This window comes from Algoriphagus sp. A40, from assembly GCF_002002735.1.
Classification (GTDB): domain Bacteria; phylum Bacteroidota; class Bacteroidia; order Cytophagales; family Cyclobacteriaceae; genus Algoriphagus.
In genome coordinates this window covers 74,013-99,900 of sequence record NZ_MUNY01000046.1, presented here as the reverse complement: position 1 = coordinate 99,900, position 25,888 = coordinate 74,013, and the positions used below count along the sequence as shown (strand labels likewise).

Annotated in this window: 25 protein-coding genes; 12 read left to right on the top strand and 13 right to left on the bottom strand. The window is 44.7% G+C overall.

Annotated elements, in window-relative coordinates; all coding sequences use genetic code 11:
• The first annotated feature begins 86 nt into the window (after positions 1–86).
• From B0E43_RS29035 to B0E43_RS29005, 7 genes are all read left to right on the top strand, one after another.
• Positions 87–962, top strand: coding sequence for a carbonic anhydrase (locus tag B0E43_RS29035; protein WP_077348861.1), 876 nt, complete (start codon positions 87–89; stop codon positions 960–962).
• A 9-nt stretch (positions 963–971) separates the two neighbouring features.
• The gene (locus tag B0E43_RS29030; RefSeq protein WP_077348859.1) at positions 972–2,111 is read left to right on the top strand and encodes a DcaP family trimeric outer membrane transporter; all 1,140 of its coding nucleotides are present in this window, start codon (positions 972–974) and stop codon (positions 2,109–2,111) included.
• 102 nt (positions 2,112–2,213) lie between these two features.
• Positions 2,214–3,743, top strand: a complete 1,530-nt coding sequence (locus B0E43_RS29025; RefSeq protein WP_077348857.1) for a glycosyltransferase family 39 protein — start codon at positions 2,214–2,216, stop codon at positions 3,741–3,743.
• Between the two features lie 114 nt (positions 3,744–3,857).
• Entirely contained in the window at positions 3,858–4,547 is a 690-nt protein-coding gene (locus B0E43_RS29020; protein ID WP_168171926.1) for a peroxiredoxin, read from the top strand.
• Between the two features lie 270 nt (positions 4,548–4,817).
• Positions 4,818–5,432 (top strand): hypothetical protein, encoded by a 615-nt coding sequence (locus B0E43_RS29015; protein ID WP_077348853.1) that lies wholly within the window; start codon positions 4,818–4,820, stop codon positions 5,430–5,432.
• 196 nt (positions 5,433–5,628) lie between these two features.
• Positions 5,629–6,090: a DUF6265 family protein gene (locus B0E43_RS29010; RefSeq protein WP_077348851.1), complete on the top strand. Its 462-nt coding sequence runs from the start codon at positions 5,629–5,631 to the stop codon at positions 6,088–6,090.
• A 131-nt stretch (positions 6,091–6,221) separates the two neighbouring features.
• The gene (locus tag B0E43_RS29005) at positions 6,222–6,989 is read left to right on the top strand and encodes a DUF2490 domain-containing protein (protein ID WP_168171925.1); all 768 of its coding nucleotides are present in this window, start codon (positions 6,222–6,224) and stop codon (positions 6,987–6,989) included.
• Positions 6,990–7,017: 28 nt separating this feature from the next.
• Here B0E43_RS29005 and gltS read toward each other — a convergent pair whose 3' ends face one another.
• The 5 genes from gltS to B0E43_RS28980 all read right to left on the bottom strand — a co-directional run bounded on the left by gltS (position 7,018) and on the right by B0E43_RS28980 (position 12,537).
• Complete coding sequence (gene gltS / locus B0E43_RS29000; RefSeq protein ID WP_217349151.1) at positions 7,018–8,211, bottom strand: sodium/glutamate symporter; 1,194 nt, start codon at positions 8,209–8,211, stop codon at positions 7,018–7,020.
• A gap of 225 nt (positions 8,212–8,436) precedes the next feature.
• The gene (locus tag B0E43_RS28995; protein ID WP_077348847.1) at positions 8,437–10,911 is read right to left on the bottom strand and encodes a DPP IV N-terminal domain-containing protein; all 2,475 of its coding nucleotides are present in this window, start codon (positions 10,909–10,911) and stop codon (positions 8,437–8,439) included.
• 97 nt (positions 10,912–11,008) lie between these two features.
• Complete coding sequence (gene lgt / locus B0E43_RS28990; protein ID WP_077348845.1) at positions 11,009–11,866, bottom strand: prolipoprotein diacylglyceryl transferase; 858 nt, start codon at positions 11,864–11,866, stop codon at positions 11,009–11,011.
• Complete coding sequence (locus B0E43_RS28985; protein ID WP_077348843.1) at positions 11,850–12,047, bottom strand: hypothetical protein; 198 nt, start codon at positions 12,045–12,047, stop codon at positions 11,850–11,852. The genes lgt and B0E43_RS28985 overlap by 17 nt, the downstream gene beginning before the upstream one ends.
• On the bottom strand, positions 12,034–12,537 hold the full coding sequence (locus tag B0E43_RS28980; RefSeq protein ID WP_077348841.1) for an RNA polymerase sigma factor: 504 nt from the start codon (positions 12,535–12,537) through the stop codon (positions 12,034–12,036). The genes B0E43_RS28985 and B0E43_RS28980 overlap by 14 nt, the downstream gene beginning before the upstream one ends.
• A 342-nt stretch (positions 12,538–12,879) precedes the next feature.
• Here B0E43_RS28980 and B0E43_RS28975 point away from each other — a divergent pair, with 342 nt between their 5' ends.
• A complete protein-coding gene (locus B0E43_RS28975; protein ID WP_077348837.1) occupies positions 12,880–13,749 on the top strand; it encodes a UDP-2,3-diacylglucosamine diphosphatase in 870 nt (289 codons plus the stop codon).
• A complete protein-coding gene (locus B0E43_RS28970; protein WP_077348835.1) occupies positions 13,750–14,913 on the top strand; it encodes a glycosyltransferase family protein in 1,164 nt (387 codons plus the stop codon).
• A gap of 30 nt (positions 14,914–14,943) precedes the next feature.
• Here B0E43_RS28970 and B0E43_RS28965 read toward each other — a convergent pair whose 3' ends face one another.
• From B0E43_RS28965 to B0E43_RS28950, 4 genes are all read right to left on the bottom strand, one after another.
• Positions 14,944–15,330, bottom strand: a complete 387-nt coding sequence (locus B0E43_RS28965; protein ID WP_077348833.1) for an FKBP-type peptidyl-prolyl cis-trans isomerase — start codon at positions 15,328–15,330, stop codon at positions 14,944–14,946.
• A 42-nt stretch (positions 15,331–15,372) separates the two neighbouring features.
• A complete protein-coding gene (locus B0E43_RS28960) occupies positions 15,373–15,816 on the bottom strand; it encodes a hypothetical protein (protein WP_077348831.1) in 444 nt (147 codons plus the stop codon).
• Between the two features lie 103 nt (positions 15,817–15,919).
• A complete protein-coding gene (locus B0E43_RS28955) occupies positions 15,920–18,166 on the bottom strand; it encodes a M56 family metallopeptidase (RefSeq protein ID WP_077348829.1) in 2,247 nt (748 codons plus the stop codon).
• Entirely contained in the window at positions 18,166–18,534 is a 369-nt protein-coding gene (locus B0E43_RS28950) for a BlaI/MecI/CopY family transcriptional regulator (protein ID WP_077348827.1), read from the bottom strand. The genes B0E43_RS28955 and B0E43_RS28950 overlap by 1 nt, the downstream gene beginning before the upstream one ends.
• A 137-nt stretch (positions 18,535–18,671) precedes the next feature.
• Between B0E43_RS28950 and B0E43_RS28945 the strand changes: the two genes are divergently transcribed.
• Positions 18,672–21,344, top strand: coding sequence for a glucosidase (locus B0E43_RS28945; protein WP_077348824.1), 2,673 nt, complete (start codon positions 18,672–18,674; stop codon positions 21,342–21,344).
• Positions 21,316–21,933 (top strand): ribonuclease HII, encoded by a 618-nt coding sequence (locus B0E43_RS28940; RefSeq protein ID WP_077348822.1) that lies wholly within the window; start codon positions 21,316–21,318, stop codon positions 21,931–21,933. Before B0E43_RS28945 ends, B0E43_RS28940 begins: the two co-directional genes overlap by 29 nt.
• Before the next feature lie 38 nt (positions 21,934–21,971).
• Here B0E43_RS28940 and B0E43_RS28935 read toward each other — a convergent pair whose 3' ends face one another.
• A complete protein-coding gene (locus B0E43_RS28935; RefSeq protein ID WP_077348819.1) occupies positions 21,972–22,409 on the bottom strand; it encodes a hypothetical protein in 438 nt (145 codons plus the stop codon).
• Positions 22,410–22,661: 252 nt separating this feature from the next.
• On the opposite strand from B0E43_RS28935, the gene B0E43_RS28930 reads away from it, so the two are divergent.
• Positions 22,662–22,904 (top strand): hypothetical protein, encoded by a 243-nt coding sequence (locus B0E43_RS28930; RefSeq protein WP_077348817.1) that lies wholly within the window; start codon positions 22,662–22,664, stop codon positions 22,902–22,904.
• A 77-nt stretch (positions 22,905–22,981) separates the two neighbouring features.
• Here the strand turns inward: B0E43_RS28930 and B0E43_RS28925 are convergent, their stop codons facing one another.
• Genes B0E43_RS28925 through B0E43_RS28915 form a run of 3 tightly spaced genes read right to left on the bottom strand, consistent with a single transcriptional unit; the run spans position 22,982 to position 25,790 of the window.
• Entirely contained in the window at positions 22,982–24,370 is a 1,389-nt protein-coding gene (locus tag B0E43_RS28925) for an NAD(P)(+) transhydrogenase (Re/Si-specific) subunit beta (RefSeq protein WP_077348814.1), read from the bottom strand.
• The gene (locus B0E43_RS28920) at positions 24,367–24,654 is read right to left on the bottom strand and encodes an NAD(P) transhydrogenase subunit alpha (RefSeq protein WP_077348811.1); all 288 of its coding nucleotides are present in this window, start codon (positions 24,652–24,654) and stop codon (positions 24,367–24,369) included. The genes B0E43_RS28925 and B0E43_RS28920 overlap by 4 nt, the downstream gene beginning before the upstream one ends.
• Positions 24,655–24,665: 11 nt before the next feature.
• The gene (locus B0E43_RS28915) at positions 24,666–25,790 is read right to left on the bottom strand and encodes a Re/Si-specific NAD(P)(+) transhydrogenase subunit alpha (RefSeq protein ID WP_077348808.1); all 1,125 of its coding nucleotides are present in this window, start codon (positions 25,788–25,790) and stop codon (positions 24,666–24,668) included.
• Between the last annotated feature and the right edge of the window lie 98 nt (positions 25,791–25,888).

The window sequence follows — 25,888 nt, the reverse complement described above, 5'->3', positions numbered from 1 at the left end:
CATGAATAAGTTTGATCTAACCTGCCAAATAGAAATTTGATATTAATTCCTTATCATAGTATATAAATCAACAAACAAAACCTCCTATGCCCCACAAAAAATCAACATCGCCCATTCTGGCTATGGGGATTGCTCTTGCCTTTTTGGGCTCATGCAATTCAAAACCGGCAGAAACAACAGCCGATGCAGTAACCACTGTCGATACCATAGCCTCCACACCCGTTTCTGCACGCCCTGCCCACTGGGGCTATGAGGGAGAAGACGGCCCAGCAGCCTGGGCGACTCTAAGTCCAGCCTATGCGCTATGTGGTGAAGGAAAGGGACAATCTCCCATCAATATCGTAAAGACAGATGCAAAGGGAGGAGCCAATTGGAATCTTGATTATAAAACCACTTCGTTGAGAATTGCCCATAATGAACACATGGATGACATCATCGACAATGGCCACACGATTCAGGTGACCGTGGATGAAGGAAGCACTTTTTTGTTCGGAGACAAAGCATACGACCTGAAACAGTTCCATTTTCATACCCCAAGCGAGCATACCGTGGATGGCAAAAATATGCCGATGGAAATGCATCTCGTCCACCAGAGTGGGGACGGTAGTTTAGCTGTTGTCAGTGTATTATTCAATGAAGGGAAAGTGGCAAATGAAAATTTCTCTAAAATCATTGCAAACCTTCCCAATGCAAAGGGCGAGAGCAAGCACATCACGGATGCCAATCTGGAATTGAAAGTACACCTGCCAAAAGACAACTATGGGTATCATTACGTCGGATCTTTAACCACTCCGCCTTGCAGCGAGGGGGTACAATGGCTGGTTTTGCGGGACATGGTCTCGCTGACTGCGGATCAGATCGCTGCATTTTCCTCACGCATCGGGCCGAATAACAGACCCACCCAAGCTCTGAATGAGCGGACAGTTGAAGTGGATGATCTTGTAGGACAGATAAATCAATAAGTTCTACGCATGAAATCTGTCCTTATCCTCGCTCTGACACTGATCCTAGGTGTTCAGGCAAGCGGCCAGGAGGCGTCCAAGGCGCCCGAAGAAGTACCACCGGGCTGGTGGACTATACCCAAGACCTCAACCCGCTTCAAGCTTGGCGGATATGTGAAGCTCGACCTCATACACGATTTCAATCCTATCGGTTCGCCCGATTATTTTGACGTATCGACCATACCGACCGATGGATCGAAGGGAGAATCGACTCACCTGCACGCGAAGGAATCGCGCGTCTTCTTGGATTTTCGCACTCCATCAAAAGTCGGTGAAATCCGTGCCTACGTAGAAGGGGATTTTTATGGCACCAGTGGAGCGTTTCGTCTACGCCATGCCTTTGTTGAAATAAACAACGGAAAATGGCTGGCGGGGCAATGGTGGTCTAATTTTATGGATGAAACCATCATTCCTCCAACGCTCGACTTTGAAAAACCGGCTGCCTACGCTTTTGCGCGACATGCCATGTTCCGTTGGAAGCAGGTGCTTTCCAAAGACAGCTACCTCGCCATAGCCGTGGAAGAACCCAATACCAGAGCCCAGACTCCCAGCGAACCGGGCAAATTTGAAAGTCCCCTGCCGGATCTTACTGCGCGCTATCGTGTCACTAAAGACTGGGGGCATGTACAGGTATCTGGGTTTGCTGCACAATTGCGGTATCGTTATTCCGCGGGAGGTTCAGATCAGGTATCACTTTTTGGCGGAAATCTTTCCGGGCAGTTTAATTTTCTAAAGAAAGACAAAGTCATCTATCAGGTTGTCTATGGTCCGGGTGTAGGCCGGTTTCGCGGAGGGTATTCGGCTGGTTTGGACGCTAATGGCAATCTGGAACCCATCACTGATCTGGGAGCTACAGTCGGCATTCAGCATTTTTGGAGCGACAGCTTTTCAACCCTTGCCGTATACAATCAAGGCTCGAATGGCACGACCGAGGGACAGCCTCCTACTGACATCTCCCAGGTAAATTACATGGCTGTCAATCTGGTTTGGCATTTTGTTGAGAATGCTTTTGTGGGCTTGGAGTACTTGCGGGGAACCCGAGAGGACATCAATGAAACCGAGGGAACAGCAAACAGGCTTCAGTTTAGTGTGAAATACAGTTTTAACTAGTGCCAAAACTCCAAGCGGACCTGAAGATTTGATCTCAAAATCAGGGTTAAAAAAGTCAAAAGGGAATTTGTACCTTCCAAGTCCCAACCCTTTTTTTACCCCATGAAGAAAGAAAATTTAGCCCTGATTTTTTTCATCCTCCTCAAATTCGCCTTGCAATATGCGGTTTTTCACCCTGACTTTGACCTTCACCGGGATGAATTTTTGCATCTGGATCAGGCAGACCATCTGGCTTGGGGGTACCTTTCCGTGCCTCCGGTCACCTCGTGGATCTCGGTTTTGATCAGAGGCTTAGGGAATTCTGAATTTTGGGTTCGCTTCTTTCCGGCACTTATTGGTGTATTGACCATCTGGGTGGTCTGGGATTTAGTCAAGCGACTGGGAGGAAATCTATATGCCCAATCCCTTGCAGCAGTGGCGATGCTTGCCTCGGCAATGATTCGCCTGAATATTCTTTTCCAGCCCAATTCCATAGACATTCTCTGCTGGACTTTGGTCTTCTACACACTGGTCTGCTTTTTCCAAACCACTAATTCCAAGTGGCTTTACCTTTTGGCCCTGAGCTTTGCAATTGGATTTCTGAACAAATACAACATCCTTTTTCTGGCAATGGGACTTTTTCCGGCTTTGGCCCTGACTTCCAGCCGGACTATTTTCCAATCCAAGCACCTCTACTTTGCCCTGCTGATGGCTGCGGCGTTGGTCGCTCCCAACCTGATTTGGCAGTGGCAAAATGGCTTTCCGGTACTCACACACATGAATCTTCTGAGTAAATACCAATTGGTGAACAACAGCCGGACTGGGTTTCTGATGGAGCAATTGCTATTTTTCTACCCGGCACTCTTTGTCTGGGTTTCTGGCTTGCTTGCTTTGGGATTTTATGGGAAGTTTAAAGACTTCCGTTTCATCGTTTGGACCTTCATTCTGACCCTTGGGATTTTCGCGTACTTTAATGGAAAAGCCTATTATGCCATCGGACTTTATCCAGCACTTTTAGCCTTTGGGGCGGTATGGATTTCAACATTCTTCGAGAACGACTGGAAAAGAAAGCTGAAGCCCGTTCTTTTGCTGATTCCTCCTGCCCTATTTCTTCCGGCCTTGCCTTTGATCCATCCTTATTATTCCCCAGAAAGAATTCTGGAGAATCCGCCTGCTTATTCCCTGCTTGGCCTCAACCGATGGGAAGACGGCAAAGAACACCCCATTCCACAAGATTTTGCAGATATGCTGGGCTGGAGCGAATTAGCAACTTTGGTCGATTCAGCCTACCAGATGATGCCAAAAGGTGGGCGAACGATGATCATTTGCGACAATTATGGGCAGGCCGGAGCCATCAATTTTTACTCCAAAACACCCGGACTCCAAGCCTTGACCATGGATGCGGATTACCTGTACTGGTTTGATCTGGAAGAAAAAGTGGACAACCTGATCTTGGTTTGGGAACATGATGAGGTGGTCACGGACCGGGAGCTGAATTTTTTCGAAGAATATCAGGAAATCGGCAAGATCACCCATCCACTTTCCAGGGAAATCGGCACTACTGTTCACTTTTTTCGAGGTGCCAAAGTCGATCTCAATCCGATTTTGAGGGAAGAAGTAATGGAGGAACGGAAGATTTGGGAAGGGAATTGAAACAAGTCTCAGAGAATCCTCCCCTCCATTGCGACTTTAAAACTAAAAACAATTCAAAAATGGTTTGATTCTTAAGTTCCCTTCATGATTTTTGGGACATCTAAAATTTCCAATATGAGAGTTTCAATTCTTTTGCTTTTCCTTGTATTCTCAACCCTTTCCTCCCTAAAAGCCCAATCAACCCCTGTCTTAGTACCCGAAACCCGCAAAACCCGGGTTGACGAAATTCTTTACAACAAGCAGACGGGAGAAAAAATGACAGGCGAACAGCTTTACCTTCTCCTGAAAGAAAAACCCGGCCTTCAACTCGAAGCGCATTACAATCGATTTGGCCAACCCGAAAAATTCCTCTACGATCCCGCCAATCCATTTTTCAAAAAAGAAAAAGACCCAAATCTACGACCAAAAATCGGAGAGGATTTTCCCGAATTCACTTTTACTACCATTGACGGTAAAACGTACCCATCTGAAGAACTCCGAGGGTCTTGGCTACTCCTGCACTTCTATCCCATCATTATGGCGATCAATGAGGATCGCTGGGAAAAAATGCAGAAAGATCTGAACACCGCCCGTGCACAGGGAATTAAAATTGAAGGTTTTGGAATTTTTTCTACCGACAAAGACCTCATTCCTGTTGTTGGCAAGTACCAAGATGCAATCCATTTGGTAAACAAAGCGCATGGATTCTATGAAATGTTTCACATCATAGAAATCCCCACGACCATCCTTATTGGTCCTGACGGAAAGGTTGTGAACTATTTCTATGTGGATGAGAAAATCGATTTTTTAGAGATTTTGAAGTAGCCTTAAGAAATTAAATTTTTTCCTTCTAACTCATTTGATTCAATATCCCAAATTAGCCCTCTTTCCTTGTTGCATATCCTTGGAAAACTTTTCATGATTCCTCTATCAAGGAAGAGTAAACACATATAAACTACTGAAAATGAGATTTTTTACTAAAATAAAACTCAGGAAGAGAAAGAGCGAAATGGGGTTTAATGGGTAAATTCATCTTGGAATTATCCAAGCCATTTTTTTTAAACAAAACTCTTCCCACCAAAAACTCTGATCATTATGAAAACTTCAATTGTCACCTTATCGACAGGGATTATCCTTGTCATTTTGATTCAATGCTCTGAAAAAAAAGCTGAGGTAAGTGATGTTAATGCTGATACCACTCCGCCCCCAAGCACGATGTACAGTGGTTTTGAAAGCCAAGTGGCCTGGGGTGAACACCTGGTTTTGATTGGGGGCTGTAATGATTGCCACACACCCAAAATTATTACACCCGAGGGAGCTGTTCTTTTGGACTCTGCCCTTTGGCTCTCTGGTCATGCCGCAGGCACGCCAAGTTTTGAGGTGGATAGAAAGGCCATGGAAAGTAAAGGACTTGTCGTCACCCAGGTTTTTACAGAGTGGGTTGGTCCCTGGGGCGTTTCCTATGCAGCGAATTTAACACCGCATGAGACTGGCCTAGGCAACTTTACGGAAGAACAGTTTTTTCGTGTCCTGCGCGAAGGAAAATATAAAGGTCTGGTAAACTCAAGACCGATTTTGCCTCCAATGCCTTGGGAAATGTACCGCAACATGACTGATGATGAAATAAAGGCAATCTTTGCCTACCTCAAATCGATCAAACCCGTGAATAATATCGTGCCGGCACCCCTGCCGCCAGCTTCGGCCAACTAGCTTGTAACCTCTCCATTGCTTGACTTGCTCTAGAAATTCGATTGAAAAATTGAAGGACAGAAAGCCCAATTCTATAACGGAATTGGGCTTTTTTTTATTCGCGCCAGCCAAGATTCCCTTTTGAATACTTGTCGATTTTTTTCAATTTCATAAAGATAAATGAGTCATGGAAAATGACTTAAATAGATAAAAACCCATGAGCATCAAACATATACTCCTCTTGATTGGCTTCCTGATTACCGGTGCAACTTCGGCCCAGCAACCTATTTCCATGATCTGGATGGAAGGAGTCTGGAAAATCGAAACTGGTAGAGGCCAAATCGTGGAAACCTGGAAAATCCTCAACGACAGCACACTCACCGGAGAAAGCAGATTTGTTACCACCTCAGGAGAATCCATGCTTCAAGAGAGGCTGGAACTGTCCCGAAGAAATGGAGTATGGGCCTATACCTCCACTGTGGAAGGTCAAAACAACAATCAACCGGTGTCATTTAAGGTGATTTTTGCAAGAGGAACCGAGTTTATATCCGAAAACCCAGCCCATGATTTTCCCCAAAGAATCTCTTACCGCAGGGTAGAGGACCGGATTTTCGCAAGCATTGAAGGACGGAAAAACGATAACTACAACAAGCAAAACTTTGATTTTAAGAAAGACTGATTGAATCAGGATTTGTTTGAACAGGTTGGGAAAAGTAAATGACTTAGCTTCGCGAAAACCAGTCCTTGCTCCTATTTGCAGTTCAGCTTTCTGGAGAACTGTGCTTAAATTGCCCAATCCCAAGTTCTTCTGTGCAAAACATTTACTCTCGGATCAGGTCAATCTTCCCCTACCTTGTTTTAGCAGGGTTTTGCCTGCCGATTTCATCGGCATTCGGCCAAAAAGAAGTGCTAACCTCTAACCAAGTTTGGCTTCAATCCTATCACGAGGGCAGGATTTCGAGTAAATGGACAGCCCTGCTGGACGGAGGATTCCGATGGAGAAACGGCTTTGACCGTAGGCTAGCCTATATCGTCAGAGGCGGCGTCGGATACTCATTATCACCGAAACTGAGGGTTGGAGGTGGTTTCGCATTTATGGGAATTTACGGCGAAAAAGAAATCATTCGCCACGAATACCGGCCCTACCAGGAGGTTTTGTTGAAAGACCAACTGGGCAAGCTCAGCATCAGTCATCGATTTCGGATAGAGGAGCGGATATTCAAAGACAAAGTATTGGACTTCGCCACCGTGGACTTCAATTTCCGCTTTCGGTACGCGGTCACGTTGGGGATTCCCTTGGCAAATTTATCCTCCAAGGATCCAAATCGGAGACTTGTCCTGAACCTTGGTGATGAAATCTTCCTCAATGCAGGCAAGGAAATCACGCACAATACTTTTGACCAAAACCGGTTGATTATTAGCCCTACCCTTCAGTGGAACAAGTCTTTGAGCGTTTCCCTGACCTACAATTACCAATACGCCAGTACTCCGGATGCTGACATTTATCTGGTGAGCCATGTAGGATGGTTACAAATTCGGCACAACCTGGACTTTAGAAATCCCCACAGTAAAGATTAGGCAGAGGAGCGGTTTTGCATTCTTTCTCTCAGGGGAAATTCAAAAAAAGCGTGATGACCAGGGAATTTGCCAAATCTATAAAGAATGCGCCCACTAGGGGAATAATCAGAAATGCCAAATGGGATGCTCCGTGTTTTTTGGCAACTGCAGTCATATTGACAAGCGCGGTGGGCGTAGCACCCAGGCTAATCCCCACAAAACCAGCTGTTATCACTGCTGCATCATAGTCTTTGCCCATCACGCGATACACCACAAAACTTGAAAAAATCAAAACTGAAACTACCTGAAGGATCAAGATAAGTAACATAGGACCGGCGATATCGACCAATGTCCATAGCTGCAAACTCATCAGAGACATCGCTAAAAACAAGCCCAAACTGATTTCAGAGAGAAGGGCCAGCGAGTCCGTCCCGGTAGGCCAAGCCACCTTTTTGAAAATCAAAGGAATGGTGTTGGTCAGAAAAATCCCGCAAAATAAGGAGGAAACGAAGGCCGGTAATTGTATCCCAATTTCGTCCAAAAATTCTTTGAGCTGAGTGCCCATGCCCATCGCTATAGCCACGGTGAGCAAGGTCGTGAATACAGAAAATGCTGAAATGGTATTCCCTTTTTCATTCGCCACACCGACCTCGAGTTTTTCTCCAGTATTTGACTTGAGCTTATACTTATTGATCAGCCAATTTGCCAAAGGTCCGCCTAAAACACCACCCATGACGAGCCCAAATGTGGCACTTGCCGCACCGATTTCCATAGCTCCTACTACTTGATATTTTTCCAGGAAAACCTTCCCCCAAGCGATCGCAGTCCCATGGCCTCCACTCATGGAAATGGAACCTGCAAGCAGGCCGATTTTGTCGGAAACACCCAATAGCCTACTCACTGACACTCCAAGGAGGTTTTGGATAAAAAGATACCCAACCATCACACCCAATAAGACCACCATTGCTTTGCCTCCTTTGACCAATTGAGAAAGGCTTGAATTAAGCCCAATGCAGGTGAAAAACACGATCAACAGAATATCTCTCCACTCCAGATCAAAGGAACCCCCCAAGTCCATCACCAGATAAACAAGCAGATTGATCAGGCAAAAAAACACCCCGCCCACTACAGGCTCCGGGATATTGTTCCTATCCAAAAAAGGAATCTTTTGCACCAAAAATCTCCCTACAAACAGGGCTACCAAAGCCAAAATCAAGGTTTGACGGGTATTTAACTCCATCATGTGAATGTTATTTTTTACCTAAAAATTAATAAAGGAAAGGTAAACCTAATTCAGGGAGATTAAAAGTTGGAACTTTTGAACCATTTCATTTTCAGACACAAATCCTGGAGCTGAGCACCAATTCAGCAAAGAAATTTCATTTTGCGGGACTTTTCTCAAACCAAAAAAAGCCCGATTCCTCTCAGAATCGGGCTTTTTCATTCTTAATTCACCATTTTAAATTCTTCACTTATCCTTGGGTTTGTCCCGCTGCATCTCGATCATATCCACCGGAGGAGGAGTATTATCTCCGAGCAAATGCTGAACAAAGTAATCCCCCATTTTCCAGAAGAAATACTCGGTCATATCACCAAAGCCATGCCGCTGACCGGGAAGGATCACAAATTCAAACCGTTTTCCAGCTTTGATCAGGGCATTGGCCATGCGGATGGTATTGGCCGGATGTACGTTGTTGTCCACATCCCCAGTGCTGAGCATCAGGTGACCTTTGAGGTTTTTGGCTAGGTCTGGATTTTTCTCAATCTGATACACGAAGGTCGTGTCACCTTTAGCAGAAACCTGCTCCTGAACCCCATGGTGCTTCTCTGACCACCAACGGTTGTAGATGTTGTTTTCATGGTTACCAGCCGAGGAAACTGCCACTTTGAACACATCCGGATAGACTAGCATCGCAGCAGTGGACATAAATCCTCCACCTGAGTGCCCGTGAATCCCTACTTTATTTCTGTCGATGAAGTCGTACTTGTCAGCCAACTGTTCGATGGCAGCTTTTTTATCCGCCAATCCGTAATCTCTCAGATCTCCATAGCCATAGTTGTGATACCACTTGGAGCGGGCAGGATGTCCGCCTCTGTTTCCCAATGTCACCACAACGAAACCAAACTGCGACAGTCGGTCGGTTCGATCTAAGCCACGACCAAAAGCTTTGTTTACCGCCTCGGTCTGAGGTCCCGGATACACATACTCTATAATCGGGTACTGACGGGTGGAGTCAAAGTCAAATGGCTTGTACATTACCCCAAATAAATCGGTAATACCATCGTCTGCCTTAAACTTAAACGGCTCAGGAAACTGATAGCCTGCGGCAAAAAGCTGGCTCAGATCAGCCGTCTCCAAATCCATGATTTTGGCTCCACTTTTATCATATAGCACAGCTACCGGAGTGGTATTTACTCTCGAAAAATTATCGACAAAGAAACTGGCGTTGTCATTGATGCTGATGTCATGGTTGAAGTCTCCCTTGTTGAGCAAAGTGATCGCCCCACCGTCCAAACTCACACTGTAAAAGTGCTCGTAATAGGGATCCTCTCCTTTCTCGCGGCCATTTGCAGTGAAGTACAGCCTTCTTGCTTTCTCATCCACTCTAGCTGCACCTGCTGCATGAAAAGGTCCTGAAGTCAACTGACGCTTTAGACTCCCGTCTTTCCCATACAGGTAAAAATGACCCCAACCGTCACGCTCTGACCACCAGATCAGGTCGCTGTCGACGAGTTCGACTTTCTCAAAATCAATGTAAGTATTGCTTTCCTCCTCGATCACCACCTCTTTCTGATTGGTCGAAATATTCCAGCGAAGCACCTGTACCTTTTTGAGATCCCGGGAAGTGATGGCAAAATAAAATTCATTCAAATCACCGAGCCAAGTTGTCGGACGGAAATCATCGTCCCGTGTATTGGTAGCCGGAGTGGTAGACCAAAGGTTAACTGTCTGGTCCTTAAAAGTCGAAATTGGAAGATTGCTCAACTTGTTTGAGTCAAAGGAAAAGTGCAGCAATTCAGTCTGAGGTTGCTCCTTTTCTCCAGGCATCGGATACTTGTAGGTTTCCAGAGTAGGGCGTGGATCACGGGTATTGTGGATCACCCAAAGGTCTTTTACTGAGCGCTCGTCAGTTCTGGTAAGGATAAATTGCTTGCTGTCAGTACTCCATAGTACTCCGACACGCTTGCGGTCTTTCTTCTTTTTCTCCTCTTCTTCGTTGTCATCTCCACGGCCTCCAAAGCCAAAGCTGTAGTCCTTTTCTCCATCAGTAGTTAATTGGTTTTCGACAATAGTAGAATCTTTTTCGTCTTTGACTGCTTTGAGAAAATTGGCCTTGTCCATCCAGTACAGGTTAAATTCCTTCATGTAAACCACACGGGAGGAATCAGGAGCAATGTTGGCCCACATCAGGCGCTTGGGGTCCTTTTCGGTCTCGATTTCGGTCAGTTGCTGGGTAGTAATGTTGTAAAGGAAGGTGTGAACCTTCTTTTCCATGGAGTCCTTGGCATTCTTGTTTTTCTCCTTGATCTCTGCCCAATCGGACTTCAGCACATCGGCTGAGCTTTTGACCTTGAAGCGGATGGTGTTTTCGTCCTCCATCAGCTTAAGCTCATCCAGCTTGAGGTGCTGCCCATCAAATGGATCTTTGACTGCCTTGGTTATCTCGGCAGCAAGTTTGTCTTTGTCAAAAAGCTGGACTTTCGTCTTTCTAACCGGATCGACCACATACCAGCTTTTGCCATCGGAGGTTTCATATTCGTACCAGAAGCGATCCGATTTCTTCATCCAATGCGCATCCACGCTGGTCGAAAATATCATTTTCTTGAGCTTTTCAGGAGAAAACCGGGCCGCCAGCTCGTAGTTTCCCGGGTAGACTTTTTCCTGGGCAAATCCCGACAGCGAGGCCAGGATCATCCCAAATGCAAGTATAGTTTTCCTCATTTGAGTTTAATTTTCTTTGGAGCGAAGCTAAAAAGCTAGGCAGGAAAGGCAATTACCACTCATAAAGATTTTTGATTTACGAGCTCATGAACGGGCTCTATTCTGGAGTGGGAAAATGAGCTGGTGAATCCATTTTTGACTTCCAAGCCATGAGTAAAATCCCGGCAATGATAAAAGGAAGGCTCAATAGCTGTCCCATGTTCAGCATCATTCCCGACTCGAAAGAGACTTGGTCAATCTTGAAAAATTCCAGGATAAACCTTGCCAAAAACATCAAAACCAAGAAAAGACCGAAAATGAAGCCATTTTCTCGATTGCTTTTTTTGGAAAACAGATTCAAAAAAACAAAGATCGAGAAATAGGCAATCGCCTCATAAACTTGGCCCGGGTGCCTCGGAATATTGTCTATCTGTTGAAATACAAAAGCCCAGGGAACTGAGGTGGGAGGACCGATCATTTCCGAATTGAACAGGTTTCCCAATCTGATAAACGCACAAGCCAGAGGGATAACTAAAGACAATTTGTCCAGAACCCAAAATACTTTCATTTGTTGGTTTTGGCAATAAATAAGAATCGCAATAAAAATCCCTATCGCTCCGCCATGACTTGCCAGTCCACGAAAACCTATGATTTCAAAATACGGGGAGAATCGCACTGGAAATAATATCTCGAGTGGATGTTGGGAATAATAGTCAAATTCGTAAAAGATGCAATGCCCCAGCCGGGCACCAAGGACAGTCGCAACTACGACATTGACGACCAATACATCCAACTTTTCCATCGGCACCAGTTCTTTCCTGAACAACTTCCCCAGGAAGAAAAAACTCAAAATAAATCCAAATGCAAAAAGGAGCGAATACCAACGCAGTTCATAAAAACCGAGGTCCAAAATACCACCATCGTGATTCCAATTAATAGCCAATGGCAACAGGGCCAGATTAGATAGCGCAGCCATTGAGAGCTAAAAGCAACAGAGAGTAGGCAAAAACATTCTGAATAATCCGATCAGCCAAAACCTTTCCGGTTCCGGACTTTTGTGGCTCGATGGCGGACAATATTTCGGCCTCAGAGATGTCGCTAAGACCATTCATGACCTTAAACTGATTCCAGTCGGACTTTAGATTAGAGAGATTCATGTTCCAATGATTTTATGCTTTTTTCGAGTTGCTTTTTAATTCTGCCCAACCGGGTACTGACATTGGTTTCGGTGAGGGTAAGGAGTTCAGCTATTTCTTTGTGAACGTACCCTTCGAGGTGCAGAATGACCACTGCTTTATCCATCGGATTCAGCATTCCGATTGCATGCTGAAGTACCTGCAATCCATCATCTGAACCTGCATCATGGTAAAGTGGGAATTCCATTTTCTCAGAGAAGAATTCCGTGACGATTCGGCTGTTCTTTTTCCGATGGTTGGAGATCAAAGTATTCAAAACTACCCGATACATCCAGGTGCTTGGTTTGGATTTCTCACGAAAACTTGGGTAGGCTTGCCATAGCGATAGCAAAACGTCTTGCCTGTAATCCTTCATTTCCTCACTTGATCGAGAGTACAGTTTACAGAGACTGTTTATCAATCCCTGATTGCTCTGAACCAACTCAATAAATCTGCTTTTCAAATCAGACATTCTCGTGATTTTTACCTTTTTGAACCATTAGTCGCACCACTGAAGAATTTGTCACACGATGACGAAAAAAAGTTTTACGCATCGTGGGAAAGATAGGATGAAAAACCAAATCAATCGATTTGGTGGTTTTTGATTTTCGATTTACAAACTCTCCAATTGCAATTAGCCAATTTTTCAATTTTGAAATCTTTCAATCTTTCAATTCAACGTCCGTCTTTTTCATTTTCCCTTAACCTTCTATTCATCTTACCCAAAGAAAATTCCGAATTCAAAACATATCCATAACAACCTAAACATGATGGATTTATACTGACCCGCTAATTTTCGATCAAAACCAGTAGAATGAAGACCTTCTTCAAAACCATCGTCATCTCCGACGTGCATCTGGGTACCAAAGGCTCCAAAGCCAAAGAGATTGCCCGCTTTCTCAAGCAGTACCGCTGCGAAAACCTCATCCTCAACGGCGACATAATCGACGGTTGGCAACTCAAAAAATCAGGAAGTTGGAAGCGAAAGCACACCCGTTTTTTCAACCGGATCCTGAAAATGATCGAAAACCACAACACCAATGTCTTTTACCTCCGGGGAAATCACGACGATTTTTTGGAGCAAATCCTCCCCCTGCAGATCGGCAAACTCCGCATCCAGACGGACATGATCTACGAATCTCTGGGCAAAAAATACTTCATTACCCACGGGGACATCTTCGATAGTGTCACCACCAACCTGCGCTGGATTGCCTATCTGGGGGATTTGGGTTACACTTTTCTCCTTTGGCTCAACCGACTGGTGAATCATTACCGAAGAAAAAGCGGGCTTCGATACTTTTCACTTTCCCAATATGTCAAAGGAAAAGTGAAATCCGCGGTTTCCTATGTGGATCAATATGAAGTTGAACTTGCAAAAATGGCCCGAGCAAAAGGCTGTGACGGGATCATCTGCGGGCATATCCACAAACCTGAAAACCGGCTGATCGACGGGATTGAGTACATGAATTCCGGGGATTGGGTAGAGACGATGAGTGCACTTGCCGAAGATCACGAGGGTAATTGGCAACTGATTTATTACAACGAGATCGATTTTAGAAGAATCCAATTGGATGAACAATTCACCAGAAATTCGGAAGTGGACGAAAATCCGGTGATCCCGCTTCGCAAAGTATCCTTTGAATCGCCAAAGGATGACCTGACTCCACCCAATTTTCGATTTTAAATGAACTTCTTATTTATCGTACAAGGAGAAGGACGGGGGCATTTGACCCAGGCAATTGCTTTTTCTCAGTTGCTGGAAAATCATGGTCATCAGCTCTGCGGGGTGATCGTAGGAAAAAGCAAAAGGCGGGAATTGCCGGAATTTTTCAAAAGAGAACTACAGGCACCCATTCACTTGGTCGAAAGCCCAAACTTTGAGTGTGATGCATCCGATAAAAAAATTCTGATCGGAAAAACCATTTCAAAAAACCTTCTGAAAACCGGTGTTTTTTGGAAAAGCCTGAAGGAAATCGACCAGTTGGTACAGGGAACCCAACCAGATATCATTCTCAATTTCTATGATTTGCTGGGAGGACTTTACAATTTCATATTTCGCCCAGAGGCAGATTTTTGGGTAATTGGGCATCAATACCTGATTCATCATCAGGATTTTCTTTTTGCCCCAAACAGGCCTTTCGACAAATTCCTTTTTAAACTCAATACCCTTTTAACGGCCTTGGGAGCGAAAGAAAAACTGGCGCTTTCCTTTCTGCCCAAAGAACCAGGCCAAGCTTCGATTCGAGTTGTACCGCCACTTCTGAGAAAAGAAATAAGAATTCTTCCAACCAAAAACGGAGACTTTTACCTCGCCTACATGGTCAATCCGGGCTATGCCGAAGAAGTAATTTCCTATGCCAAAGCCAATCCCCAACTCCGGATCAAAGCCTATTGGGACAAAAAGGATGCTGCCGAAACCGAGAATCTTTTAGAAAATCTTTCCTTTCACAAAGTCAATGACAAAACATTTCTCCAGGACATGGCAACTTGCAGGGGTCTGGTCTGTACGGCCGGATTTGAATCGGTGTGCGAGGCCATGTATCTGGGGAAACCTGTCATGATGATCCCTGTGGCCGGACAATACGAGCAGGCCTGCAATGCCCTGGATGCTGAGGCTTCTGGAGCTGGAATTGCTTCAGAAAGGTTTGATTTTGGGTATTTTGACCGAGAATTGCAGGCTTTGACACCAAATGGTAAGGCATTTCATGCATGGGAAAATACCTGGAATCAATTTTTTGAGTCTCTACTTATCTCCTGTTGTGAAAACAAACAGCGGAAAATATCTCCACTGGTATCAAAAATGAAAAGGTCCATTTCAAATGAACCTGAATTAGTATCAATTCGATAAGTAATAGCTTTCCCGATTGGAGCTTTATTTTCAGATGATCTCCACCAATTTCATTTTAATGACCAGAGTAGAATCGGGTGATACATTATCCGGGTAACTCGTTCTCTTTACCAAATATGGTGGAGCGATCAATTCTCTGACCTCCCCTACCTGCCTTCCCCGCAATCCTTCATCCACTGCGCTTGTTGCTTGATTGCCACCAATCAATACCTGCACCGGAGAGTTTGAATCGTAATTGGAATACAAGACTGTCCCATTTCTATAGCTGGTAGTTTCTACTATTAATACCTCATCTCCATCCTGGGCTTTCATTCCTGATCCCTTTTCCAAAATTTTATACTGCAATCCGGATTTTGTTGAAATGATCTTGCTTGAGCAGCCGACAAAAATCAGGAACCCGAGAAAAATTGCTTTCATAAAATTTGAATGACTAAACGTTGGATAACCAATCAACGAAAACTAACAGCCGATCTTTTTTCGTTCTTCAGCGTTCAGTTCATTCAATTTTTTGTAATACTCCACACCGTCTTTTTCAAACCTGACATAAGGAAATTCAGGTCTTTTCACCATCAACCTTTCTTCCAAACTAAGATCAAGGAAAAGCGCATCGAACTCCAGATAGACTCCAAAAAGCGCTTGTAGTTCCGCTATTGTTCGATTTTTGAAAATGAAATTTTCATAAGCTTTCAACTGGTATTTTCCGTATTTGTCGAGGTATGCGGCCATTGCGGGAGATTTTTCACCCTCCCAATTTCCGGCAATAACTTCAACTGAACCTTCTCCATTGTTGGATTCCGAATGAGCAAATACCTGATCACTGAAAGCATAAATCATTACTGCTCCGATTGGAACCAATAGGCAGAACCTAAGCCATTTGGAATAAGTGTTGGTAGTTTTCATCATGATTGTCAGGTGTTTTTGGTAAGAGCGTTGTTTAAGGTATGGTTAATTCAATTGATATGGTGAATGGAACGCCGGAGAGGAATCCACAACAGGTTTGGGTTAGTTAGCAGCCCAATGCTTTTCTTTGCTGCGGAGTCAAATCTTCGATTTTCACAAAGACTTCCCTACCATCCTTTTCCAGTTTGACATAAGGAAAGGCAGCTCGCTTCACTCGTCTCCTGTCTTCAAAGGAAAGTCCGTTGTACATGGCTTCCAATTCCTTGAATATCTTCTGCTGATGCAATACTCCCCAGATTACAGGTTGTTCAAATAGTCTATTCTCGTACGTGATAGTTTGGTACTTTCCATAAAGAGCCAAATATTCCTGCAGCGCTGCGCTTCGGTCTCCATTAGACGACGCGAATTTATAGATCGGCTCTTCCCCGCCAAGTGAACGATTATTTCGGACAGCTATTTTCTCTGAGGAGTTTTGAGGGGAGTTTCCATTTCTTGGACTATCCGAATCAGGGGAAATTGGCTGTTTCAGACTTTTTTTCCTTTTATCTGAGGATTGGGAATATTCACTATTTAACTCCCTATACAAACTGGCCAACAAGGCCTTTTCTTCTGGACTTTTCTGGTCATAGATCGTCCCGGAGGTTCTCAGATTTTCATATCGTGCGTTTTTCTGGAGATAGGCTGTGTTGGGGTCGGGGTACTTTTGGATGTCCTTACTCCACTTCGCCCCTCTTTGGGTCAGAGTGATGGTATCTTGAGCTGTCAACGGTTTTGGGAGGCCATATTCTTTCGTATAAAGATGAACTTGGTATGGCTGGGGAAACTGCTTTGATCGGGCATTCTTCATCACGCCGGATTCAAAATAATACTTGAAATCTACTGTCGAGTAATCATTTAGCCGGTCATTTTCAATATCCATACCGTCTATCCACATCGCATAGGTTTCCTTATCCTTCCACTTTTCATACAAAGCTGGGTCTGGACTTCCTGTGGTTTTCATTATGAATGGGCCGAGAAGCGGCTTTTTCTCCTCTTCTGTAAGCTGTCCGTAGGATTTGCGGGTGTAGTCCATGTTTTCGTCCTCCACCAGAATGTAGGCGTGACGATAGTACTCTTCACTATCCTTTTCCTTATTTGATGTTTCCCATTCATGACCTTGCTTGTCAAACACCACCCACCGCGTCTCCATTCCTCTCAAGATCTCCTGCACATCCGCAAAAGTGCCCATTTTCACACCTAGATTTGCATAAAATTTAACTACTAGTTGGCTGGCTTTGATTTCGTCAAGCCATTTGGCCAACTCCTCTATAGGTATAGACTTGCCATCAACCTCTATTACTCGGTCAGAAAGTATTCTGATATTCATCTCAGTTTCCTTGGGGGAAGTTAAAGCCTCCGGATTTTGGTTTTCGACAACGTCTTCTTCAGGCCGAACCTCCACCTTTTCTCCGAAGAAATACACCAAAGCTCCGATCAATGGGATTAACGCAATTAATTTCAGCCACTTGAGTGGGCTGCCAGATTTCTTGTTCATCATCTGCAGGCGTTTTTTTGTGAGCGAAAAATTCAGACTGCTGACCATCGATTGGGATGGCCGATCCAACAAGATGCTGAGTAATTGATGTTGGTAATCCTTGACCGAAGTCGCACCCAAAGCTGCCTGGTCTGCAATAAATTCATGATTGAGCTGTATGGCATGGCGGGCCAGATAGAGTGCTGGATGAAACCAAAACGGAACCAGTAGCGCCTCGACCAGCAAGACATCCCAGCTGTGCCTTTCCCGTACATGACAACGCTCATGGGCAAAAACCGCATCGGAAATCCCCTCCTTCTCAAAGCTGCGTCGGGAAACAAAGATGTATTTCAGAAAAGAGAAGGGGGATTGGCTATAGGAATGCAATACCAAGATTTCGCCGTGGTAAGCCATGTGCGGATTAGTTCGGATTTGGCGCAAAAGCCTTCCGAGATTTCTAAGAAAACGGAACAAAAAGATAGCTGAAATAGCGAAATAGGCTATCCACAGGGCTTTCTCCCAAGGGAAAGGTGCTGGGGAAACATTAGCATTTTCGGACTTATCCACGACAAGTGATTCAGCGATTTCCGTTTCCTCCACCGCTGAGAAGCTTTGGTACTCCAAAGATTCGTTCTCGGCTGATGCCAATGCTTCGAACGCTACAGGCTCTACCTTCTCCACCGGCACTTCGATGGTATAAAGTGGAATCAAAAAAGATCCCACTACAGCACCCAAAAGAAAAAATCGGTTGAAGCGGTGGAGTACTTCACGCTGAAGCAACAGCCGGTGAACCAGCAACAAGGCCAGCAGGCAAAGCATGGATTTGAGCAGATAGTCCATTAGTTCTTCTTGTCTAATTCGTGGTCAATCAGTGTTTTGATTTCATGCAATTCAGCCTCCGAGAGCTCCACCTTTTTGGTAAAAAAAGAAGCAAACTGAGCCGGAGAATCGTTGAAAAAGTTTTTAATCAGGGCATTGAGATGTGAGGAAAAGTAACTTTCCTTGCTTACAAGAGGAAAATATTCCCGCAGATTCCCCAAGGTACGGTATCCCACAAACTCCTTTTCCTGCATTCGCTTCAGCAGTGTAGACACCGTGGTGGCGGCAGGCTTTGGCTCCGGATATGCATCGAGCAAGTCCTTCATAAAGGCCTTCTTCAGCGACCAGAGGTGATTCATCAGTTCTTCTTCGGTTCTGGAGAGTTTCATTATTCAATTATTTACTTCTACAAATGTAGAAATGAATTTGACTTCTACAAGTGTAGAATAAAAAACCTTAGAATAATCTTTAGAGTTAATAGGCAGAAAATTCTAATTTCGATACTTGCTCAACCTATAAGACCTACATGTTAGCTGAAAATATCCGATTGCAGGAAGATAAGGCCCGTACCAAATTTTGGAAGAAATGGGGCCCTTATCTTACCGAACGTCAGTGGGGAACTGTCAGGGAGGATTATAGCCCGGATGGGGCCGCTTGGGAGAATGTCACCCACGACGATGCCAAGAGCAAAGCCTATCGATGGGGAGAAGAAGGGATCGCCGGAATTTCCGACTACAAGCAGAAACTCTGCCTGGCTTGGGCTTTTTGGAATGGAAAGGATTCCATGATCAAAGAGCGCCTTTTTGGCCTGACCGGAAATCAGGGAAATCACGGCGAGGACGTCAAAGAGATTTACTATTACCTCGATTCCACCCCGACGCATAGCTACATGAAGATGCTCTACAAGTATCCTCAGGCAGAATTCCCCTATCAAAAACTGATCGAAGAAAACCAAAAAGCAGGAAAGCTCCAAGACGAATACGAACTGATAGATACCGGAATTTTTGATGAAGACCGATACTTTGACATTTTCATCGAATATGCCAAAAATGACGAAGAAGACATCGTCTCCATCGTCACGGTTCACAATCGCGGCCCGGAGGCTGCCAAGCTTACCCTGATGCCGACCATCTGGTTTAGAAAAACCTGGTTTACAGGACATGAGCCTTTTATGCCAAAAATGGCCAAACTGGACGATCACTCCTTCAAAGCATTCAATCCCAAGTCAGGCAATTACATTTTCACTTTTTGCAGCAATACCGACCTCGTTTTCTGCGACAATGAAACCAACAGGGAAAAGCTATATGGAATCCCCAACGAGCGAAAATTCACCAAAGACGCAATTAATGATTTCATCGTTTCCGGTGATCGGTCTCGGTTGAACCCGAAAAATGTAGGGACAAAAGCCGCCGCAATTTATGAATTGGAAATCCCGGCCGGTGGAAGCAAATCGATCAAAATGAGATTGCAACACCAGGTCGAAGAAAATCCATTGGATTCCTGTCATGAAAGCATGGACCTCCGGAAAAAAGAAGCCGATGAATTTTATGACAACATCCAGCATCGAGTAACGGATCCTGATCTGAAATCCATCCAACGACAGGCATTTGCGGGTATGATGTGGTCCAAGCAGTTTTACTATTACGATGTCAATCGCTGGCTGGAAGGTGACCCTGGTCGCTTTACTCCTCCGGAAATGAGAAAAAAAGGTCGGAACCACAACTGGCGACACCTTCAGAATTACGACATCATCTCCATGCCGGACAAATGGGAATACCCCTGGTATGCGGCTTGGGATCTTGCTTTTCACTGCATTCCCATCGCACGGGTAGATCCGGAGTTTGCAAAAGCCCAGCTTTTGCTCCTACTCAATGAATGGTACATGCATCCCAACGGACAGATTCCGGCATACGAGTGGAACTTCTCGGATGTCAATCCGCCTGTCCACGCCTATGCCGTGCAGCGGGTCTACCAGATAGACAAAAAGATGAACGGCGGCAAAGGCGACCAGGAATTTCTGGAGCGGGCGATGCACAAACTCATGCTGAATTTCACCTGGTGGGTCAATCGAAAGGATTCCGAAGGAAACAACCTCTTTGAAGGGGGCTTCTTAGGGTTGGACAATATCTCGCTCTTTGACAGAAACCACGCCCAATACTACCAAGGGAAACTTGAGCAAGCGGATGGCACCTCCTGGATGGCGATGTTTTCGCTCAACCTGCTCCGAATCGCCTTGGATTTATGCGAGTTCAACACGGTTTACCAGTATAGTGCTACCAAATTTCTGGAGCATTTCCTTTACATCGCCGGAGCGATGAACAACATTTCCTCAGAACACATCTCACTTTGGGACGACGAGGATAATTTCTTCTACGATATCTTTCATTTAAAAGGGAAAGAGGCCAAAAAAATGAAGGTTAGATCTATCGTTGGACTGATTCCACTTTTCGCCGTGGAGCCAATTCGCGAGGATTTGTTTGACAACCTGCCTGAATTCAAAAAGCGCTTGGACTTCTTCCTGAGAGAAAAACCCAAGCTGGCGGCTTTGGTTTCCAGTTGGATTCAGCCCGGCTACGACAAGAGAAGACTGTTTTCCCTCCTTCGTGGACACCGCATGAAAAGTGTCCTCCACCGCATGCTGGATTCGGATGAATTTCTGAGTGATTACGGTATCCGGTCTCTTTCCAAATACTATGAGAAGAATCCCTATGCGATGAAAATCAACGGGGACACGCTTTCCATCAAATACACTCCCGGAGAATCCGACACCCGGATGTTTGGAGGCAATTCCAACTGGAGAGGACCAATCTGGTTTCCGATCAATTTCCTGATCATCGAATCTCTGAAGAAGTTTGACTTCTACTATGGCGGTGATTTTTCGATCGAATATCCGACTGGTTCAGGCAATTTCCTGACCATGGACATCATCGCCAAAGAACTCTCTTTGAGGTGTATGAGGATCTTCATGAAGGATAAAAAGGGAAATAGACCGATGTACGGGAAGAATAAAAAATTCCAAGAGGATCCCCATTTCAAGGATTACATTTTGTTTTACGAGTATTTTCATGGAGATACTGGCAAAGGACTTGGAGCATCCCATCAGACGGGTTGGACGGGATTGGTGGCAGAGATGATTCACAAGTATTACAAAATCAATGAGCCTCATCACGATGTCACTACTCCCCTATTTAGAAGCTAACCGAATCGAGGCAGGATGTGATGAAGTCGGTCGAGGCTGCTTGGCAGGCCCTGTGGTAGCAGCGGCGGTAATCCTACCTTTTTCCTACCAAAATCCCTGGATCAACGATTCTAAAAAGCTTGGGAAAACCCAACGGGAAAACCTCATCGAAGAAATCAAAGGCAACGCAATGGCTTGGGCGATTGGGGAAGCAAGTGTGGAGGAAATCGACCGGATCAATATTCTTAACGCATCCTTTTTGGCAATGAAGCGGGCAATACTCAAGTTGGAGATGAAGCCTGAGCATTTGCTCATTGACGGGAACCGATGGAGGTCTGATCTGGATTTTTCGCACACGTGTGTCATCAAAGGAGATGGAAAAATTGCAAGCATTGCTGCTGCGTCCATTCTTGCCAAAGTTTACCGGGATGAATTGATGGAAAAGTTGGCTTTGGATTTCCCGCATTTTGCCTGGGAACGAAATGCCGGCTATCCGACAAAAGCCCATCGGGAGGGAATTGAAAAATTCGGTAGTACCATCTGGCACCGAAAGAGTTTTCAATTGCTTCCAAGGCAATTGGAGTTGGAATTAAATCAAAAAAGCAGCTGAGGAGTCCCCAGCGGCTTTTGGTCTATTTTAAGGGTGTTTTATTTCTTTATTTTTTCAAAGATCAATTTGCCGGAGGAGGAATTGACACTGATGGGCTGAAGTACCATTTTTTCATTGGTGAATTCGAGGATTTTGGCCAGTCGGTCTCCTTTTTCTTCATGAATCACCAGCATATTGCCCTCCGCCAATTCAATCTTCACTTCTTTCTGTACCACAGTTTGGTTTTCAAAATCAGTGAACCTCAGCACATCGCCTTCTTGAAACTGATAAACCGTATTTTCCAACCGGTATTTGATCCGTGCATCCATGCTGGCCCTTTCGATTGAGTTTGCATTTTGGTATTGGGACGATTTGACAATCTTCTCAATTCCGTCAAAATGGGTCAATTGCCAGCTTCCGATCAGTTGTCGATATTCGATCTGATTCCATGAAAGTACCAGGGTCAGGAGCAGGGAGGTTATCAGTGATAGATTCATGCCAGACTATGTCGCAATAATTTTGCCAGATTGAAAATGTTGATTTTAGCCTCTGATCCAATTGCGAGTTTCAGCTTTTGGAAATAGCCAACTTAATCTCAAACCTAGTACAGTATTCTGATTTTCAATAGGAAACAAAGTCTAAAGCAACTCTTTGTAAACAAATAGCCTCAGCAAAATGAATGTTTTTAAACCCTCTCCTCCACCTTAGCTTAAAGGTTGTAATTTTGAACAAGGCCAAACCTAACCACAATGGACTTACAGACAAGAAAATTATCATTTATCCAAGAATTTCTCAGAATTCAAAATGAGGAAATAATTAGTAGGCTGGAAAAATTGCTGAAGAAGAGCAAAGCTGAATTCTACGATCAAAATCAACTTCCAAAATCTCTTGAAACCTTGAATTCAGAAATTGATCATTCAATGGAGGATTCAATTAATGATCGAGTTATAAGTTCAGCCGATCTACTGGAAGAAACAAAGAATTGGAAATGACCAATTTTGAGAATCCATAAAAAAGTCTCTCTTCCAAGTTTAAAAAGAGAGACTTTTTACCTTTTAGGAAAGTGAAATCACCCCATTTCCTTCATCTCACTCACCACTTTGGTGATGGTCTGCTTGGCATCGCCGAAGAGCATTAGACAGTTAGGATAGCCGAAAAGCTCATTTTCCACGCCTGCATAGCCTTTACCCATGCTTCGCTTGCTCACGATCACGGTTTTGGCCTTATCGGCATTCAAGATTGGCATACCATAGATCGGGCTTTTAGGATTAGTACGGGCTGCGGGATTGACAACATCATTGGCTCCGACGATCAATACCAAATCGGTATTTGGAAACTCGTCGTTGATGGCTTCCATTTCGATCAGCTTGTCGTAGCTGATATTGGCCTCTGCGAGGAGTACGTTCATGTGTCCAGGCATACGGCCAGCTACCGGGTGAATGGCAAATTTGAAGGAAATATGACGCTTTTCGCATTGCTCCATCAGTTCACGGATCACGTGCTGGGCCTGCGCCACAGCCATTCCGTATCCTGGAACTACAATAACAGAAGAAACTGAATCAAACAACATCGCTGTCTCCTCCACTCCGATTTCTTTGATTACGATCGCCGGACCATCTTGTCCACCGGTTGCCACAGTCTGCCCAAAACCTCCCAACAGCACATTGGTCAGGGATCGGTTCATGGCTTTGCACATGATTTGGGTAAGAATGATTCCCGAAGCACCCACCAAGGAACCTGCTACGATCAACACGTTGTTGTTCAGGATAAAACCCGTGGCGCAAGCGGCCATTCCGGAATAGGAATTCAAAAGTGAAATCACCACCGGCATATCTGCTCCTCCGATAGGAATCACTGTCAACACTCCCAAAAGCAGTGAAATACCGATCAAAATGCCGATAAATATGAGGTTGGTAGGATCAATAAATACCAATACTGAAGTCACTACAAAGGCGATCAGCAATACGAGGTTTATCAAATGCTGTCCGCTGAAAGTGATCGGCTGACCGGAAACTTTCCCGTCCAACTTGAGGTAAGCGATCATTGAACCGGTAAATGTCACGCCTCCGATTAAGACAGAGAGAATAATACTGGTAAGATTTACTGCATCCAAGGATTCAAGTGATGTTCCGCTTTTCAGAAAATAATCAGAAAGTCCAACCGCAAAAGAAGCCAATCCTCCAAATCCGTTGAAAAGGGCGACCATTTCTGGAATTTTGGTCATGGCAACTTTTGTGGCATAATAGATGCCTATAGCGGTGCCAATAAGGATACAAATGAATATCTCCACAAAAGTAACCACATTGATTGTAATAAGGGTGGCTACAATTGCGATCAGCATTCCCACTGAAGAGAGGATATTTCCTCTTCTGGCATCTTTGGTTTTGCTCAGGAGTTTGATGCCCATGATAAATAAAATCGAGGCAATCAGATAGGCTAATTCGATGGCTATGGTCATTTCTTCTTAAACATTTTAAGCATACGATCTGTCACCACGTAGCCGCCCACCACATTGACAGTGGCAAGGATCAGTGCTACCATTCCCAACCATTTGCTGAGGGTAGTGTAGCCCATTTCGTTGCAGGCAATCAGTGCACCTACGATAGTGATTCCCGAAATAGCATTTGAGCCGGACATCAAGGGCGTATGGAGAGTTGGAGGTACTTTGGAGATAAGTTCAAATCCCAGATAACTCGCCAGGACAAGAACATAGATCAGTATTATTAATGCTGATACAGTCATAGATTAAGGGTCTATTTAGTGAGTATATTTTTGGTGAATTCGTGGACTAATTGACCCTGATGGGTGATTAGTACACCTTTGGTGATTTCTTCTTCCAAATCCAGGGAAAATCCCGCTTTGGTTGCCAGGTGCAAAAGAAGAGTGGAAATATTGGTCGCATAGAGCTGACTTGCATTGACCGGAAGAAGTGAAGGCAGATTGGACTCACCCACCAGTGTGACTCCATGCTTGACCACGGTTTTGTTTTTCTCGGAAATGGAACAGTTGCCTCCGGACTCCACGGCCATGTCCACGATCACCGAACCTGTCTTCATGCTTTTGACCATGTCTTCGGTCACCAGGATCGGAGACTTTTTGCCCATCACCAGAGCGGTGGTGATGACCAAGTCGGCATCTTTGATTTTGTCTTTGATAAGTTGCTGTTGTTTTTCAAGAAATTCAGCAGAAACTTCTTTTGCATAACCGCCCTCAATCTTCACAGTTTCGGCTCCTTCCACTGTAAGGAATCTTCCTCCCAATGATTCCACCTGTTCTTTGGTTTCGGGACGCACATCACTTACTTCCACGATTGCTCCCAATCTCTTGGCTGTAGCCACAGCTTGCAAACCTGCCACTCCTGCACCGAAAATCAGCACTTTTGAAGGTGTAATTGTACCCGAAGCGGTCATCATCAGCGGGAAAATTTTCCCAAGATAATTAGCTCCCAAAATCACGGATTTGTATCCGGCGAGATTGGCTTGGGATGATAGGGCATCCATCTTCTGTGCGCGTGAAATTCTCGGCACTGCATCCATAGAAAAGGAAGAAATGGATTTCTTGTTAAGAGCTTCGATCACCTCGGGAAATTGGTAGGCATACATATAAGAAATACATGCGCTGCCGGTTTTCATTTGGGTGATTTCCTCCAGGGTAGGAAGGTTAACTTTGAGCAGGACATCTGAAGAAAAAACGGCCGATGCTGGTCCCACTTGGGCTCCGGCATCCAGGTAATCCTGATCTGAAAAATAGGATCCTTCCCCAGCTCCGGTTTCGATAATGACTTCAAATTCTTTCTTTTTGAGCAGCTTAACCACATCAGGACTGAGTGCTACTCTTTTCTCAAATTCCTTGGTCTCTTTGATGACTCCGACTATCATTTTATAGGGCTGTTCAGGGCTATTGCAAAATTTATTTTTGGCAAATATTATTCAAAGTAAAGGAAACCTTTGATTTCAGAGAAATCACAAAAAGACCA